This window comes from Pseudomonas sp. MAFF 730105 (assembly GCF_055380705.1).
The window spans coordinates 4,379,012-4,393,968 of sequence record NZ_AP018438.1 but is presented as its reverse complement, the minus strand read 5'-3'; the positions used below and the strand labels follow the sequence as shown (position 1 = coordinate 4,393,968).

15 protein-coding genes and 2 pseudogenes are annotated in these 14,957 nt (G+C 62.6%); 9 read left to right on the top strand and 8 right to left on the bottom strand.

Annotated elements, in window-relative coordinates; all coding sequences use genetic code 11:
- Positions 1-54 precede the first annotated feature (54 nt).
- Positions 55-918 (top strand): aldo/keto reductase family oxidoreductase, encoded by an 864-nt coding sequence (locus PCOSP_RS18745; RefSeq protein WP_464709271.1) that lies wholly within the window; start codon positions 55-57, stop codon positions 916-918.
- Positions 919-982: 64 nt separating this feature from the next.
- Here PCOSP_RS18745 and kefC read toward each other — a convergent pair whose 3' ends face one another.
- The 4 genes from kefC to PCOSP_RS18725 all read right to left on the bottom strand — a co-directional run bounded on the left by kefC (position 983) and on the right by PCOSP_RS18725 (position 5,487).
- Complete coding sequence (kefC, locus tag PCOSP_RS18740; RefSeq protein ID WP_464709270.1) at positions 983-2,809, bottom strand: glutathione-regulated potassium-efflux system protein KefC; 1,827 nt, start codon at positions 2,807-2,809, stop codon at positions 983-985.
- Between the two features lies 1 nt (position 2,810).
- Entirely contained in the window at positions 2,811-3,332 is a 522-nt protein-coding gene (gene kefF, locus PCOSP_RS18735; protein WP_139648489.1) for a glutathione-regulated potassium-efflux system oxidoreductase KefF, read from the bottom strand.
- Between the two features lie 98 nt (positions 3,333-3,430).
- Positions 3,431-4,780 carry a sensor histidine kinase gene (locus PCOSP_RS18730; protein ID WP_464709269.1) on the bottom strand — a complete coding sequence of 450 codons (1,350 nt, stop codon included), beginning with the start codon at positions 4,778-4,780 and terminating at the stop codon, positions 3,431-3,433.
- Positions 4,777-5,487 (bottom strand): response regulator, encoded by a 711-nt coding sequence (locus PCOSP_RS18725; RefSeq protein WP_047700760.1) that lies wholly within the window; start codon positions 5,485-5,487, stop codon positions 4,777-4,779. The genes PCOSP_RS18730 and PCOSP_RS18725 overlap by 4 nt, the downstream gene beginning before the upstream one ends.
- Before the next feature lie 329 nt (positions 5,488-5,816).
- On the opposite strand from PCOSP_RS18725, the gene PCOSP_RS18720 reads away from it, so the two are divergent.
- From PCOSP_RS18720 to PCOSP_RS18710, 3 genes are all read left to right on the top strand, one after another.
- Complete coding sequence (locus PCOSP_RS18720) at positions 5,817-6,593, top strand: MlaA family lipoprotein (protein WP_175362120.1); 777 nt, start codon at positions 5,817-5,819, stop codon at positions 6,591-6,593.
- A complete protein-coding gene (locus PCOSP_RS18715) occupies positions 6,586-6,822 on the top strand; it encodes a hypothetical protein (RefSeq protein ID WP_175362121.1) in 237 nt (78 codons plus the stop codon). Before PCOSP_RS18720 ends, PCOSP_RS18715 begins: the two co-directional genes overlap by 8 nt.
- A gap of 154 nt (positions 6,823-6,976) precedes the next feature.
- On the top strand, positions 6,977-7,456 hold the full coding sequence (locus PCOSP_RS18710; protein ID WP_139648498.1) for a VOC family protein: 480 nt from the start codon (positions 6,977-6,979) through the stop codon (positions 7,454-7,456).
- Positions 7,457-7,721: 265 nt separating this feature from the next.
- Here the strand turns inward: PCOSP_RS18710 and PCOSP_RS18705 are convergent, their stop codons facing one another.
- Positions 7,722-8,123: a RidA family protein gene (locus tag PCOSP_RS18705; RefSeq protein ID WP_175385854.1), complete on the bottom strand. Its 402-nt coding sequence runs from the start codon at positions 8,121-8,123 to the stop codon at positions 7,722-7,724.
- Positions 8,124-8,257: 134 nt separating this feature from the next.
- Between PCOSP_RS18705 and PCOSP_RS18700 the strand changes: the two are divergent.
- The 3 genes and pseudogenes from PCOSP_RS18700 to PCOSP_RS18690 form a co-directional block, all read left to right on the top strand.
- Positions 8,258-8,383, top strand: a pseudogene (locus PCOSP_RS18700) (LysR family transcriptional regulator); the annotation flags it as partial.
- A gap of 99 nt (positions 8,384-8,482) precedes the next feature.
- A pseudogene (locus PCOSP_RS18695) lies at positions 8,483-9,183 on the top strand (LysR substrate-binding domain-containing protein).
- A 94-nt stretch (positions 9,184-9,277) separates the two neighbouring features.
- Entirely contained in the window at positions 9,278-9,667 is a 390-nt protein-coding gene (locus PCOSP_RS18690) for a GFA family protein (RefSeq protein ID WP_464709267.1), read from the top strand.
- 5 nt (positions 9,668-9,672) lie between these two features.
- Here PCOSP_RS18690 and PCOSP_RS18685 read toward each other — a convergent pair whose 3' ends face one another.
- The 3 genes from PCOSP_RS18685 to PCOSP_RS18675 form a co-directional block, all read right to left on the bottom strand.
- Positions 9,673-11,130, bottom strand: coding sequence for an aldehyde dehydrogenase family protein (locus PCOSP_RS18685; RefSeq protein ID WP_464709266.1), 1,458 nt, complete (start codon positions 11,128-11,130; stop codon positions 9,673-9,675).
- A gap of 190 nt (positions 11,131-11,320) precedes the next feature.
- Entirely contained in the window at positions 11,321-11,707 is a 387-nt protein-coding gene (locus PCOSP_RS18680; protein WP_139648509.1) for a RidA family protein, read from the bottom strand.
- Positions 11,697-12,833 carry a DSD1 family PLP-dependent enzyme gene (locus PCOSP_RS18675; RefSeq protein WP_464709265.1) on the bottom strand — a complete coding sequence of 379 codons (1,137 nt, stop codon included), beginning with the start codon at positions 12,831-12,833 and terminating at the stop codon, positions 11,697-11,699. The genes PCOSP_RS18680 and PCOSP_RS18675 overlap by 11 nt, the downstream gene beginning before the upstream one ends.
- A 94-nt stretch (positions 12,834-12,927) precedes the next feature.
- Here PCOSP_RS18675 and PCOSP_RS18670 point away from each other — a divergent pair, with 94 nt between their 5' ends.
- Together PCOSP_RS18670 and PCOSP_RS18665 are read left to right on the top strand one after the other, a co-directional pair.
- Positions 12,928-13,812: a LysR family transcriptional regulator gene (locus PCOSP_RS18670; RefSeq protein WP_139648513.1), complete on the top strand. Its 885-nt coding sequence runs from the start codon at positions 12,928-12,930 to the stop codon at positions 13,810-13,812.
- Between the two features lie 468 nt (positions 13,813-14,280).
- The gene (locus PCOSP_RS18665; protein ID WP_139648515.1) at positions 14,281-14,949 is read left to right on the top strand and encodes a haloacid dehalogenase type II; all 669 of its coding nucleotides are present in this window, start codon (positions 14,281-14,283) and stop codon (positions 14,947-14,949) included.
- The last annotated feature ends 8 nt before the right edge of the window (positions 14,950-14,957 follow it).

The window sequence follows — 14,957 nt, the reverse complement described above, 5'->3', positions numbered from 1 at the left end:
GTGGAGTGGTCAACGCCTATAGTCGGCTCACGCATTTAATCCGAGGTATTCGCGATGAGCAGGGTAGACAAGGCAGGTAGTTTTTTACTGGGCGACCGCAAGATCAATCGCATGGGCTATGGCGCGATGCAACTGGCGGGGCCTCACGTGTTCGGGCCACCGAAAGACCCGGCAGCGGCCCTCGCCGTGCTGCGTGAAGCCTTGGCGGCTGGGGTCAATCATATCGACACCGCTGACTTCTACGGGCCCCATGTCACCAACCGTCTGATTCGCGAAGCACTGCACCCTTATGCCAGTGATCTGGTGATCGTCACCAAGGTGGGTGCCGTCCGTGGCGCCGACGCTTCGTGGAATCCCGCCCTGAGCCCCGCCGAGTTGACCCAGGCCGTCCACGACAACTTGCGCAACCTGGGTGTTGACGCATTGGACGTAGTCAACCTGCGGGCTTGGGGCAACATGCAAGCGCCTACGGAGGGCTCCATCGAGGAGTCGTTCTCTACATTGGCTGAGTTGCAGCACCAGGGTCTCATCCGCCACCTGGGGTTGAGCAACGTCACGGCTGCGCAGGTCAAGCAAGCCCAGGGCATCGCCAACGTGGTGTGTGTGCAAAACCACTACAACCTGACCCATCGAGGTGACGAGTCACTCATCGCCGATCTCGGTCGGCAGGGCATCGCCTACGTGCCGTTCTTTCCTCTGGGTGGCTTCACACCGCTGCAATCACAGGCCCTCTCCATCGTCGCGGCGCGCCTGGAGGCGTCACCGCTGTGCGTTGCGCTGGCGTGGCTGCTGCAACGTGCGCCGAATCTGCTGCTGATTCCAGGTACATCGTCGGTGGCGCACCTGCGGGAAAACCTCGCGGCCAGCGAGCTGCGGATTCCGGCGCCGATGCTGGCCGAGTTGGACGCATTGGCCTAAGCCGCCTGGAACCCCGGCGTCTCGCCATCTTCCGATGTCGAGCCCGTCGGCCATTGCAGCGACCTCAGCTACGCGCCTCATCCGTCTCGTTGCGATGATGTTCAGGCCAGCGGTCGACGGGGCGCGCGCGGTCTTCGTTGAACATGTCCGTGAGCAGCGCATTGGCGCGGCGGTAGGCGTCGTGCCGGAACTTGAGGTCATCTTCCGGCTGGGCGACGATTTCTTCCAGCATTTGCAGGTTCAGGCGACGGAACTGATCCGCCCGTTCGCGGGCTTCGTAAGCCCCGACGCCCATCTGCATCAGCGCGCGTCGGCCCAAGGACAGCGCACTTTCGAAGGTTTCCCGTTCGGCCGCCTCCACCCCCATCTGCCGCAGGGTGATCAGGTGTCCCATGTCCCGCGCCCGCACGATCAGCTTCAAGGTGGGGAAATGCTCCTGGACCAGCCGGGTCAGCGTCAGGTTGTCCTGCTGATCGTCAATGGCATTGATCAGCACGACGGCCTGGGCCGCGCCGGCGGCGTGCAGCAGGTCAAGGCGCGTGGCGTCGCCGTAGAACACTTTCACGCCGAATTTGCGCAGCGTCTCGATGTTGTCGGGGTCGTGATCCAGAACCACCACCTCGACGCCACAGGACATCAGCAAGCGGCCGGCGATCTGCCCGAAGCGACCGAACCCGGCGATGATGATGCGTGGATTCTGCTGATCGACGAGGTCGGATTCCTTGTGGTTTTTCTTGGTGACGGATTCCAGTCGACCCAGCAGCAGGATCAGCAAGGGTGTCAGGCACATGGACAGGGCCACCGCCAGCGTCAGGCTCTTGCCCCACTGATCGGTCAGGATGCCAGCCAGCGTCGCGGCGCCGAACACCACGAAGGCGAATTCGCTGCCCTGGCCCAGCAACACCGCCTGCCATGAGCGTTGGCCCGCGGGGACATTGAGAAACCGGCTCACGGTCTTGATCACCAGCAGCTTGATCAGGATGAAGCCCAGGGTCAGGGTGGTGACCTTCAACGGTGCGTTGATCAGGGTGCCGAAGTCGATCGACATGCCGACGCCGATGAAGAACAGCCCCAGCAGCAGGCCTTTGAACGGTTCAATGTCGCTTTCCAGGGCATGCCGGTATTCGGAACTGGCCAGCAGCACCCCGGCGAGGAAGGCGCCCATGGCCATCGACAGGCCAGCTTCTTCCAAGAGAAAACCGAAGCCGAACACCAGGAACAGTGCCACGGCGCTGAAGATCTCCCGCAGGCCCGAGCGGGCGGCGAAGCGCAGCAATGGCCGTGTCACATAGCGTCCCAGTAGCACGACGACGCTGATGGCCGCGACGATCTTGACGATCGACAGCGCCAGGGCAGTGCCTGACGGTGTTTCACCGTGGGCCGACAGCAGGGGGATCATGGCGACCAGGGGAATGGCCGCGATGTCCTGGAACAACAGCACGGCAAAGCTGCTGCGGCCAACGGCGGTTGCCGTCAGGTTGCGTTCATTCATCGCCTGCATGGCGATAGCCGTGGAGGAAAGACTCAGGGTCAGGCCGACCAGCAACGCGGCCGTCCAGTTCAGGCCCAGGGCTGCGCAGAACACCGCGATGGCAGCGCCACAAGCCAGCATCTGCAAGGCTCCGCCACCGAACACCATCCGGCGCAACGCCCACAGCCGTTTGGGGTCGAGCTCAAGCCCGATGATGAACAGCATCAGCACGACGCCGATTTCGGCGAATTCCAGAATGGCCTTGACGTCGGTAATGAGCTTCAGGCCCCAGGGGCCGATGACGCACCCGGCCAGCAAGTAGCCCAGCACCGGTCCCAGGCCCAACCTGACGGCAATCGGCACGATCAAGGTTGCCGAGGCCAGGTAGATGAGCATCTCGATCAGGCTATGAGTCTCCATTTCAATCTTCCTTCCAGGAGGCCAGGCGGGCGCGGTAGTGTTCGATCTGTGCTTGTTGGGAATGCGATTCAGCGGCATAGGCGCCATGGACGACGACCGGATCCAGCCAGCGCATGCGGCAATAGACAGCCGTTGCGTGGAGGGGCTGGGCCAGCACGGAGAAGCCCGGATGGGCACCGATCTCGAAATGGTCCGGCTCGCCACCGGTGGTGACGGCCCACAGCAGGCTCTTGTCCTTCAGGGCCGTGGAGCCTTTGCCGTATGCCCAACCATGGGTGAACACTTTGTCGATCCACAATTTCAGCAGGGGCGGCATGCTGTACCAGTACATCGGGTGCTGGAGGACGATCAGGTCCGCCTGCTCGACGACGCGCTGTTCGGCGTCGACGTCGATGTCGAAATCCGGGTAGAGATCATAGAGGGACCGTACGACCACGTCCGGAAGGCTGGAGGCTCGTTCGAGCATCTGCTGGTTGACCCGCGACTGGTCGGGGTAGGGGTGGGCGTAGACAATCAGGATCATCGGGGCGATTCCAGGGCGGGTCCAGGCGGAAAGGCCGGCCATCCTACCGAGGATGGCCCCGGTTGTTTAGGCTTTGTTTGCCAACGGGCCCGCAGTGGTCAGCTCAATGGCAGCGAAATCGTCACTTCCAGCCCACCATCGCGCCGATTACCGAGGGTCAATGTTCCACCGTGTTCTAGCACGGTCGCCCGCGCCGCCGAGAGGCCGAGCCCGACGCCACCGGTGTTCTTGTTGCGTGAGCCTTCGAGACGAAAGAACGGGGTGAAGACCTGCTCGTGGTACTTGGCCTCGATGCCCGGACCCCGATCCAGAATGCGGATTTCAACGCGGTCGCTCCAGGCCTTGAGCTGAACACCGGGCTCTGTGCCATATTTGATCGCGTTGTCGATCAGGTTCACCAACGCTCGCTTGAGCCCGATAGGCCTACCTACGTAAACGAAGCGGGGGGCGCCCTCGAAGGCAACCTCGCTGCCGGCGTCCTTGAAGTCATCGACGACGGTGTGCAGCAGCTCAGCCAGATCGAAGGCGGTGGCATGTTCGAGCCGTGCATCGTCGCGGAAAAACTCCAGGGCCGAATTGACCATCGTCTGCATCTCGTCCACGTCCCTGAACAATCGGGATTGCTGCTCGGTGTCCTCGATGAACTCCCCGCGCAGCCGCATGCGGGTCAACGGCGCGCGCAGGTCATGGGAGATGGCGGCGAGCATTTGCGTGCGGTCTTCGATGAAGTGCTTGAGCTGGGCCTGCATGGCATTGAAGGCGAGAATGGCCTGGCGGATTTCGTAGGGGCCGATGACCGGAATGGGCGGTGCCTTGTGGTCCATGCCGAAACGCCTGGCGCCTTCGGCGAAGCGCTCCAGCGGCGCGGCCAGATGCCGGGTGGCAACCAGCGCGACGATGAATGCCGACAGCAGGATCAGCGCGATGATGATCAGATTGCGCTCCCACTCCTCCAGGCCCCAGTTGCGCGCGGGCATGGAAAACATCACCCATGAATGGTCGCTCAGCTCGATCAGCGCGGCGTAGCGCCCGCCGGGCTGGTCGGCGGGCCAGTCGCTCGGCTCGTAGCCTTCTATCCGTGCGTCGGACCTGCCCAGTTGCTGGCGCAGCCGTGCCACGCCGTCGCTGTATTCCGGGTCGTCGTCGACCACCGGCACTCGCGCCTCGGCATGGTCTTGCAGCCATTGGGTGGTAAATTCCCGGTCACTGGCGGCCTTGGCAATGGCGGGCCGCTGTTCAAGCGCTACCGAGTCGATGATGCGGGCGATGGCGGAGATCTTTTCAAACAGGCCGGTTTCCATCAGGGGCGGGCGTGCCCAGGCTCCGGCCAGTTGGCTGAACAACGCGTTCAGGGCCAGCAGCGTCAGCATGGCAACCAGGGTGGTCAGGGCGATCCAGCGCGCCAGGGTATCGCGCGGGCGGCGAGTGCCAGGGATCGGCGGTTTCATCGTTTCACCACGTGGGGGCTGAAGTAGTAGCCACTGTTGCGCACGGTGCGGATCATCGACGCGCCGCTGATATCGGTCTCCAGCTTGCGACGCAAGCGGCTGACCTGCACATCGATGCTCCGGTCAAACGCGTCGAAGGTTTCGCCGCGCGCCAGGTCCAGCAACTGCTGGCGACTCAGCACCCGACGCGGGTGTTCGGCGAACACCAGCAACAATTCGAACTCGCCCGCCGAAAGCGGGATCATGACCTTATCCGGTGAGCGCAATTCACGCCGGGTGACGTCCAACTGCCACTTTTCGAACTCCAGGACCGGTCGCGAGGCGTCGTTCGGCGTGCCCCTGGCTTCGGCGGTACGCCTGAGCACGGCCCGCACCCGGGCCAGCAACTCCCGCGCGTCGAAAGGCTTGGTCAGGTAATCGTCAGCACCCATCTCCAGGCCGACGACGCGGTCGCTCAACTCGCCCATGGCGGTGAGCATGATGATGCCGACCCTGTGTTCGGCCCGCAGGCGCTGGCAGAGTACCAGGCCGTTGTCTCCTGGCAGCATGACGTCAAGGATGATCAGGTCCGGCAATTGGCGCTCGACCGCCTGCCACAGGGCGGCACCGTCGGCGGCCACGTCGACGCTGTAGCCATGTTGTTCGAGGAATTTGCGCAAGAGGGCGAGGACTTCGAGGTCATCGTCCACCAGTAGTAAATGGCTCACGGTGGGGCACGTCGGGTCATGAATACAGGGAGCGATACTAGGGTCAATCCACGCCCTGCGTCATATATTTCAATCCTGCAATAAAGTTGCCGGCGGGCAATATTCTGGAAATCTCCAGGCAAAAAAACAGCGGCAGGATTGCTCAATGCCCGTCCCGTTGAGCGCAGAACCTGTGGGAGCCGAGCTTGCTCGCGATAGTGGCTGGTCAGTTGATAAAGATGTTGGCTGAACCACCGCTATCGCGAGCAAGCTCGGCTCCCACGGGAACTGTGAATGGCTTCATTCCTCGACTGACTGGCGTCGCCCATTCCTTGCCGAGACAGCCCCGTATGCCGCTCACCGATCCCGCTTCGCTCCGCGTTCGTCACTCCGTGGTCATCATGCTCGCAGCACTCGCCAGCGGCTGCGCCAGCACGCCCGCTGCAAAACCTGGCAGTTGCGAGAGTGTTCCGTACACCGTTTACGATCCCGGGCAGCCCATCAACCGCGGCATCTTCGCCTTCAACCGCACCGTAGACGACTACGCCTTGGCCCCCATCGCCCGTGGTTATCGCCATCTTCCGGATGCCGTGCAGACCGGCATGCACAACTTCGTGGCCAACTTCGGTGAGCCCAAGGTGTTCATCAACGATCTGCTGCAAGGCAATGCGCAGCGCTCGGTCAACACCCTGGGGCGTTTTGTCATCAACACCACGGCCGGCATCGTCGGCTTGATCGATGTATCGGGCAAACTCGGTATCGAGCGCCACGAGGCTGATTTTGGCCAGACATTCGGCGTCTGGAACATCGCCCCGGGGCCGACGGTGGAACTGCCACTGCTGGGGACGGCCAACCTGAGGGATGCCACCGGCAAGGTGATCAGTTTCGTGGTCGACCCGTTTGGCGGCGACAGCAGCACTGTCGATACCCTGGGCACGATCAATACCGCAGGCGGCATCGTCGATGGCCGCGCACAGGCGCTGCCGCTGACCGACCAACTTCGCACCCAGCCGGATTACTACGTGGCCCTGCGCGACGCCGTGGCGCAGCAGCGCGCCGATGTTGTCGCGCAAGGCAAACTGGGAGCGGTGACCGCCCAATGCGAGGGAGGGCAGGCCGATGACTAACGATGCGTTGGTTCTGCGGCGAAGCGTGAAGGCGCTCGGCCAGGGTGGTCTGCAGTGCCGCGAGGTAGAGCTACGGTTGGCGGAGGATGGCGATCATGTGTTGCTCAGCCGTTACGTCGAACGCTACCGCCATGAACAAGGCGGTGAATGCGTTATCCAGCAGCATCAGGTATCGATGACGCACCTGATTCGCTGGATGATGGAGCATGGGGAGCGGGTGAGGGTGTAGCCGGGGCGCGGTCGCCGAATCTCTCGGCACGATTGCTCGATAGCCGCGACGAGTCGGAACGTCTTGCAAGTGCAAAAAGCCGCTCATCACCTGATCGATCCTGGAAAAGGTGCGCTGCTAGACTGCATCGACCAATCCCTCTCGGAGAAGCCGGATGAATAACAAGAACAGGATCTGTCTCTGGTACGAAGGTGATGCTGTGGAGGCGGCGCAGTTCTACGCTGCGACGTTTCCAGACAGCGCAGTACACGCCATTCATCACGCGCCTGGCGATTATCCATCGGGCAAGGAAGGCGATGTGTTGACGGTGGAGTTCACGGTGATGGGCATTCCCTGCATCGGGCTGAACGGCGGCCCGGTGTTCAAGCACAACGAGTCCTTCTCGTTCCAGGTGTCCACCGATGACCAGGCTGAAACGGACCGTTTCTGGAATGCGATTGTCGGCAACGGCGGCGAGGAAAGTGTCTGCGGCTGGTGCAAGGACAAGTGGGGCCTGTCATGGCAGATCAGCCCGCGCGTCCTGACCGACGCCGTCGCCGGTCCCGACAAAGCCGCCGCCAAGCGCGCGTTCGAGGCCATGATGCAGATGACCAAGATCGACGTCGCAGCGATTGAAGCGGCGCTGAAAGGCTAACCGGCTGGCGACTGACCCACCGCCATCGCGAGCAGGCTCGCTCCCACAGTAAATATTCAGTGGACCCGATATCCGCAGCACACCCAAAACCTGTGGGAGCGGGCTTGCCCGCGAAGGCGTCGGCACATCCAGCCTCGATGCCAGCTGACCCACCGCTATCGCGAGCAGGCTCGCTCCCACAATGGATCTCCAGTGGGCCCGGTATCCACAGCACACCGCAACTCCCTGTGGGAGCGAGCCTGCTCGCGATGGCGTCATCACTGATTCACCGCCCAGCGTCAGGCAACCTGGCAATCACCTTGATCTCGAACTCGAACCCATACAACCACGTCACCCCCACCGCCGTCAGTGTCGGGTGCGGCGCGTTGCCCCAGAATTCAGGCACCACTTTCCAGATCGTCTCGAACTTCGATTCTGGATCGACCATGAAAACGGTGACATCCACCACATCGTCAAAGCTGCAATCGGCCGCGGCGAGAATCGCTTCCAGGTTCGTGAACGCACGCCGGACCTGAACCTCCAGATCGGGTTCGGGCGAACCGTCGTCGGTGCTGCCGACTTGCCCCGATACGAAGAGAAAACCATTGGACCGGATCGCCGGTGAATAACGATTACGCTCGTAAAGCGCTTGGCGTCCAGGTGGGAAAACTACATCACGCGGTGTCATGGGAACCTCCATCGGTCATCAGCCAGGGAAACAACGATGAAGTCACTCTAGGGGCTTGTGCCCGGGCGATAAACGCGCAACCTTGGCGATCACTGTTTGTGAAATCCAAATAATCATCGACATGCGGAGCAGCAATGGATCGTTTTGATGCGATGCAGGCATTCGTCCGGGTGGTGGAGGCGGGCAGTTTCACCAAGGCCGCCGAGACTCTGCACATGAGCAAGACCACCGTGACCCAGTTGGTGCAGCAGTTGGAGGCGCGCCTGCGGGTCAAGCTGCTCAACCGCACGACACGCAAAGTCAACATCACCGCCCAGGGCGCCGTCTATTACCAGCGGGTGTTGCGCTTGCTGGCCGACATGGAAGATGCCGAAACCAGTCTGTCCGACGCCCAGGCACTGCCCAGGGGGCGGTTGCGGGTAGACGTCCCCAGCCCGCTGGCTGCGCTGATCCTGATGCCGGCGCTCCCGACGTTCCATGCGCGATACCCGGACATCCAGATCGACATGGGCGTCAGCGATCGCATCGTGGACATCATCGATGAAAACGTCGATTGCGTGGTGCGCGGTGGTGAACTGACGGACCAGTCGCTGATAGCCCGACGCATCGGTGATCTTGAGCTGGGCGTCTTCGCGGCGCCGAGCTACCTGGCACGCGTCGGCACGCCCGCGCATCCACGAGACCTCGAGGATTCCCTGCATCGTATCGTCGGCTTCCTGTGGGCCCGCACTGGCAAAGCCGTGCCCTATGCCATGCACAACGACAATGAGCACCTGCACATCAATGGACGCTATGCCCTGGCCGTCGACGACGGCAACGCCTACCTCGCGGCAGGCCTGGCGGGGCTGGGGTACTGTGGCTACCCACGTACATGTCCAGGCCCCACGAAGCCAACGGCGAACTGGTGCCGCTGTTCGAAACGTGGCGCATCGACCCGATGCCGCTCTACCTGGCTTACCCGCCGAACCGGCACCTCAGCGCCCGGTTGAGGGTATTCATCGAATGGATGGTGGAGCTGATGGCGCAGCATGCGCCGGTTGTTGATCGAAGTGGTGTGTAAACAGAAGCCTGACTTGCCGGGCACCAATGGATTAAACCCGTAGAGACGAGGACGGTCGAAGATTTACACCGCTCGATTGCAGAGGAGACATTCCATGGACCGATTCACCGGCGGCTGCCTGTGCGGCAACGTCCGTTTCGAAGCTTCGGGCCGCCCTTACCGGGTCGGCCTCTGCCACTGTCTCGACTGTCGCAAGCACCACGGCGCGCTTTTCTACGCCGCAGCCATGTTTCCCCAGGAAGCAGTGAAGGTCGAAGGTGATACCCGCAACTACGCCGGTCGATTCTTTTGCCCCCGCTGCGGCTCGCCGGTCTTTGCCCGCAGCGGTGACGAGATCGAAGTGAACCTGGGCAGCCTGGACGCCCCTGACCAGTTGATGCCTAGCTACGAATGCTGGACCTCGCGACGCGAGGCCTGGCTGCCGGCGTTTCCGTTGACGCGATACGAGCATGATCGTGCCGGCAAAGGTCGGTCCGAGGAGTAGGGCGATCAACCAAACCCGACAATCGCCTTGACCTCCGTGTACTCCTCGAACCCATGAACACCGTATTCCCGACCATTGCCCGAGCGCTTGTAGCCGCCGAACGGCGCCAACGGGTTCCACGCCGGGTAGTTCAAGAGCACCTGCCCGGCGCGGATGCGCGAGGCCACGGTGCGTACAGCTTCAAGGTCCTGGCCTTGCACATGGGCGCTGAGGCCGTAGACGGTGTCGTTCGCGAGGGCGATGGCTTCTTCCACCGTGTCATAGGGGATGAGGCACAACACCGGGCCAAAGATTTCTTCCTGGGCGATGCGCATGGCGTTATCCACTTCGGAGAAGACCGTTGGGCGGGCGTAGAAGCCTTTCGCAAACCCTGGCACTCGTCCTGGGCCGCCGCAGAGGAGCTTGGCGCCCTCACTCAGGCCTGCCTCGATCATCGCCTGCACGCGATTGAACTGGGCTTCGTTGGCGATGGGGCCGAGTTGCGTTTCTTCCGACCGAGGATCGCCGACGATGATCGCTTCGACGGTGGCGGTGACCAGGGCTTCGACTTCCGCCAGCCGGCTACGCGGCACGATCATCCGGGTCGGTGCACTGCATGACTGGCCGACGTTACGAAACGCAGACATCACGCCGGGTGGCACGGCTTTGGTGAAGTCGGCGTCCGGCAAGAATACGTTGGGTGACTTGCCGCCCAGTTCCTGGGTGACGCGCTTGACCGTCGGGGCGGCAGCCTGGGCCACCAGCGCGCCTGCGCGGTTGGAGCCGGTGATGGAGATCATGTCGATATCGGGGTGGGCGGCCATGGCTGCGCCGACGTCCGCGCCGCTGCCATTCACCAGGTTGAACACGCCCGGTGGAAGACCTGCATCATGCAGCAACTGGGCGAACAGCAGGGCGCTCAGGGGGGACAGTTCGCTGGGCTTGAGCACCACGGTGCAGCCGGCGGCAATCGCCGGGGCGACTTTGGCGGTGATCTGGTAAAGCGGCCAGTTCCACGGCGTGATGAGCCCGCAGACGCCAATGGGTTCGCGCTGGATGGCCGTACCGTTTTCGACGTTGCGGAAACTGTAGTTGGACAGCAGATCACGGGCGACCCGCACGTGCTCGGCCGCCAGAGGGACCTGCATGGCTCGTGCGAAACCGATGGCCGCGCCCATCTCCAGGGAGAGCACCTGGGCCAGTTGCTCTTGTCGTTCCAGAATCAGTTCATGGATCTTGCCCAGGACCTGCGCACGGGATGCGACCGCGGTCGTGGACCAGCCGGGAAACGCCGCCCGTGCCGCCGCTACCGCCCGATCGACGTCCGCGCAGGAGCCTTGGGCGACTTCGGCGACCATCGCCTCGGTGGCCGGGTTGATCACCGGCAGCGTGGTCGGATACGCCGGAAACGACCAGGCGCCATTGATATAAAGCTGCCCCAAAGTCTGTGGGTCGAGGTAGCTGTCAGAAGATCGGGTTGTCATGCAACGGGCTCCCATAGAGCAGTGAGGACATTGCCAGCAGCAGATCGTGAGGCTGTGCCTGCTCAAATAAACTAACAAAGCGACCCTGACGGGATGTGCCGTTCTTGAGGTTGGCAAAGGAGAATCTGCTGAATCTGCCGGGCTAACCGGACAAAACGTGCACTGCGCTCGCCTGACCCCTTGCTGCGCTTCATATACGGGCCAGCGCTTCGATTTCGATCAGGTAGCCATGGTGCAAGGCTGGAACCGGCACCACGGCGCGTGCGGGCCGGTGCTCACCGAGATAACGGGCGTAGACACGGTCGAAAGCCGGCCAGTGTTCGATGCCCGCAACGTAGACGGTCACCTTCAGCAGATCCCTTGGCTGTCGGCCGGCCGCCGCGAGAATCGCCAGCAGGTTGTCCAGCGCGAGGGCGGCCTGCACGTCGAACGGTTGCTCGACGCTGTGGCTGCCATCGGCGTGCACCGGCAGTTGCCCGGACACGTACAAGACGCCTTGGTGCGCAACCGCCTGGGCGTAGTGCCCACCCGGCAAGGCGGCATCGGTTGTGCGGATCGTCTCGATTTCACCAGCCATGCAGGCGACTCCAGAGTTGGACTTCGCCAGTGTCATCACAGGCGCAGTAATGGGGAAATTGGGCGCCGGTGGCACAGGCGTGGTTGGGCAGGATGCGCAGGCGGCTGCCGATGGGATAGCGCGCGGTGATGTCGACGTGCTCGGCACCTGACAGGGTGACGATGCCGTGTTCCTGATTGGCGCCGGTGAGCCGTGCCCCTTCGATCCAGTCGCCGGCGTCGGTGCATACCTGCCCATAGCCGAAATCATGCTGCTGGCGCTGAGTGCCCCGGTCACGACTCATCGCCATCCAACCGGCATCGGTGATGATCCAGCCCTTGTCTGGCTGATGACCGATGACGCTGGTCAGCACGCTCAGCGCCAACTCATCCGCCTGACAAACGCCGACGTTGTGCATCACCAGGTCGAAGAACACATACACACCGGCCCGAACCTCGGTGACGCCGTCCAGGTTCAGTGCCGACAGGGCCGTGGGCGTCGAGCCGATGCTGACCTGCGGACATGCCAGCCCGGCGTCGCGGATGCGTCGGGCCGCGCTGACGCAGACCTGCCGCTCCTGTTCGGCCAGGGCTTGCAGCGCCTCGGGGGTGTCCAGCTCGTAGCTGGATCCGGCATGGGTCATGACGCCGCAAAGCCGCTGTCCACCTTCGCCGAGGGCTCGTGCGATATCGACGAGCGCTCCGTCTTCGATGCGCACGCCGGAGCGATGGCCGTCGCAATCGATTTCGATCCATACATCGAAGGGTTCGTCGTGACGCTGGCCGAATTCGACAATCGCCCGGGCTGCCACCAGGCTGTCCGTCAGGATGCTCAGCCGGCAGCCTTTGCGCCTGAGCGCCAGGGCCTGGTCCAGTTTGCCGGGCACGATGGCCACGGCATAGAAGATGTCCTGGATGCCGTTGGCGAAGCAATGCTCCGCTTCCTTCAAGGTGGACACCGTGACACCGCTGGCTCCAGCGGCAATCTGGGCCTGTACCACCTGCAGGCATTTGCTGGTCTTGATGTGGGGGCGCAAGCGCACGCCCAAGTCGTCCATGCGTTGTTGCATGCGTTGGATATTGCGTTGCATGCGTGGCTTATCGATGAGCGCGGCGGGGGTGTCGAGGGAAGCGGTCGAGGCTGGCATGGCAGGGCCCGGTGGTGGAAGACGGGGTCGACTCTACTCAGGCGTCGTGAAGTCATGGTTCAATGCGGTGTCATCAATCATTAAGTTGAACTGAATGATCAGCATCGAAGACCTGCGAATGGCCGCGACACTGGCGCGTTGCGACTCCTTGAGCGCGGCCGCCAGGGCATTGGATGTCTCGCCACCGGCGCTGTCCATGCGTCTGCGCAAGCTGGAAGGCGTCCTCGGGCTGACCTTGGCCAATCGCGATGCCCGGCGCCTGAGCCTGACCGCCGACGGCGAGCGTTTTTCCCGTCAGAGCGCGCTGTTGCTGGAGCAGCTTGAGGCCCTCCCCGAGTCCTTCAGGCGGCAGGATGATCAACTGGTCGGCACCCTGAGGCTGGCGGCGCCGTTCGGCTATGGGCGCCAGCGCCTCGCGCCGTTGCTGGCGCGTTTCGCCAGGTTGCATCCGCAGCTGTGCCTGCACCTGGATCTGCGGGAAACGCCTTGGCCGGATCGGCATGACAGCGACGCGGTGATTCACATCGGCAACCTCAGCGACAGCCAGTGGGTCGCCCGGACCCTCACGCAAAATGATCGGTGGCTGTGCGCGAGTCCCGCCTATCTGGCGCTGAACGGCACGCCGTCAGCGCCCGAGCAACTGGCTGATCATCGTTGCATTTGCATTCGCGAAAACGACGAGGACGTCACCCTGTGGCACTTGCGTAAAGATCAGCAGCACAAGACGCTGCGGATCAAACCGGCTTTATTGAGCAACGATGGCAGCGTGGCGCGGCGTTGGGCAGAAGAAGGGCTGGGGCTGGTGCTGCGTTCGCAGTGGGATGTCAGCAGGGCCATCGCCGACGGGCGGCTGGTACGGGTGCTCGCCGATTGGCAATTCGACAGCGCCCCCATCAACCTGCTGGTGCCTTCGCGCAAAGTGCGCAGCGCACGGGTCCAGGCGTTGGTCAGCTTCCTGGAAGCTGAGTTGAAAGCCTGATCGAAGGCAGCGCCATGCTGTCTTTTGACAGTGCTACTGGCATCGCGAGCAGGCTCGCTCCCACATGGAATTCTGGGAGCCATCGCGCTTTGTGATCCAAGCCAAATCCCTGTGGGAGCGAGCCTGCTCGCGATGGCGTCAGCCCGTTCGACAAAGATGCTGAAACGCCCACGGTTCCTGCGCAGATTCTGCCGCAAACAGCTCGCCGCAGTGCCGTTTGGTGCACCAGAACTGCCCGCAAACCCACTGAAACATGGGCGCAACGCCCGTGCCTGGAGCATCCCGCAAAGTCTGCTGAGGGAGCCCCGCAAAACGGTGGTTTGTACCAAGCCGCCACTATTTTTAACCGATTATCCACGGTCTCATGGTGTTGTAATGAAAATGTGATGCAGCGTTGTGCCGGTGCTTAACGAATGGCGCCGATGCTTGCCACGTTCATGCCTCCAACAACCATTCAGGACCGCACCCATGAGCTTTCTTCGACCCAAGTACATCACCTTCGATTGCTACGGCACGTTGACCAACTTCCAGATGGGCAGCATGACCCGCGAGCTGTTCGCCGATCGTGTCGATGCCGGGCAGATGGATCAGTTCGTCAAGGACTTCGCCGCTTATCGCCTGGATCAAGTGATGGGTGACTGGCGCCCCTATGATGAAATCATCAAGACGTCCCTGGCCCGCGTCTGCAAGCGCTGGGGTGTTGAGTATCGGGGCGAAGGTCAGCTCTACTACGACGCCGTGCCGACCTGGGGCCCTCACGCCGATGTGCCGGCGGGCCTGTCGAAAATCGCCGACAAGATCCCCCTGGTGATTTTTTCCAACGCGATGGACGAGCAGATCATGTCCAACGTCGACAAGCTCGGCGCGCCTTTCCATAAAGTTTTCACCGCCCAGCAGGCACAGGCCTACAAGCCGCGCCTGGCGGCCTTCGAATTCATGCTCGATAACCTCGGCTGCGGGCCGGAAGACGTGTTGCACGTATCGTCCAGCTTCCGCTACGACTTGATGCCTGCCCATGACATGAAGATCAAGAACAAGGCCTTTGTTGCCCGTGGTCACGAGCAGCCGGGCAACGCGATCTATGGCTATCACCAGATTCCCGATATCGGCGGGTTGGCCGCTCTGGTCGGGCTCTGAGACGCACG

Excerpts from the sequence above, each read along its gene's own strand:
- PCOSP_RS18710 (WP_139648498.1), top strand. The coding sequence starts at position 6,977 with ATGAATAACAAGAACAGGATCTGTCTCTGGTACGAAGGTGATGCTGTG.
- PCOSP_RS18690 (WP_464709267.1), top strand. The coding sequence starts at position 9,278 with ATGGACCGATTCACCGGCGGCTGCCTGTGCGGCAACGTCCGTTTCGAA.
- PCOSP_RS18675 (WP_464709265.1), bottom strand. The coding sequence starts at position 12,833 with ATGCCAGCCTCGACCGCTTCCCTCGACACCCCCGCCGCGCTCATCGAT.
- PCOSP_RS18665 (WP_139648515.1), top strand. The coding sequence starts at position 14,281 with ATGAGCTTTCTTCGACCCAAGTACATCACCTTCGATTGCTACGGCACG.
- PCOSP_RS18705 (WP_175385854.1), bottom strand. The coding sequence starts at position 8,123 with ATGACACCGCGTGATGTAGTTTTCCCACCTGGACGCCAAGCGCTTTAC.
- kefC (WP_464709270.1), bottom strand. The coding sequence starts at position 2,809 with ATGGAGACTCATAGCCTGATCGAGATGCTCATCTACCTGGCCTCGGCA.
- PCOSP_RS18670 (WP_139648513.1), top strand. The coding sequence starts at position 12,928 with ATGATCAGCATCGAAGACCTGCGAATGGCCGCGACACTGGCGCGTTGC.
- PCOSP_RS18745 (WP_464709271.1), top strand. The coding sequence starts at position 55 with ATGAGCAGGGTAGACAAGGCAGGTAGTTTTTTACTGGGCGACCGCAAG.
- PCOSP_RS18715 (WP_175362121.1), top strand. The coding sequence starts at position 6,586 with ATGACTAACGATGCGTTGGTTCTGCGGCGAAGCGTGAAGGCGCTCGGC.
- PCOSP_RS18730 (WP_464709269.1), bottom strand. The coding sequence starts at position 4,780 with ATGAAACCGCCGATCCCTGGCACTCGCCGCCCGCGCGATACCCTGGCG.
- PCOSP_RS18680 (WP_139648509.1), bottom strand. The coding sequence starts at position 11,707 with ATGGCTGGTGAAATCGAGACGATCCGCACAACCGATGCCGCCTTGCCG.
- PCOSP_RS18685 (WP_464709266.1), bottom strand. The coding sequence starts at position 11,130 with ATGACAACCCGATCTTCTGACAGCTACCTCGACCCACAGACTTTGGGG.
- PCOSP_RS18720 (WP_175362120.1), top strand. The coding sequence starts at position 5,817 with ATGCCGCTCACCGATCCCGCTTCGCTCCGCGTTCGTCACTCCGTGGTC.
- kefF (WP_139648489.1), bottom strand. The coding sequence starts at position 3,332 with ATGATCCTGATTGTCTACGCCCACCCCTACCCCGACCAGTCGCGGGTC.